Below are 233 nucleotides of genomic sequence, written 5' to 3' on the forward strand. Positions count from 1 at the left end.
AAATGGCCAACTTACGGGCGTTTTTGGGGGGGGACCCCTTTTGCCGTGTTATACTCCGATTGATGGAAGCGATGCAGGCGTTGACCCGATTGATAACAGCGAAGTAGATTCTCGCATTGGTACATGGGCTGATATTCAAGCACTGGGTGAAAACCATGATCTAATGGCCGATTTAATCGTTAAACATGTATCGGCGCAGTCGTATCAGTTTCAAAATGTGCTAGCTAAAGGTA

1 pseudogene is annotated in these 233 nt (G+C 46.4%); it reads left to right on the top strand.

Annotation, left to right across the window (positions count from 1 at the left end):
* Positions 1 to 233: pseudogene (locus tag CWC04_RS19505) on the top strand (sucrose phosphorylase); the annotation flags it as partial.

The organism is Pseudoalteromonas sp. S2893, assembly GCF_005887105.1.
Lineage (GTDB): Bacteria > Pseudomonadota > Gammaproteobacteria > Enterobacterales > Alteromonadaceae > Pseudoalteromonas > Pseudoalteromonas atlantica.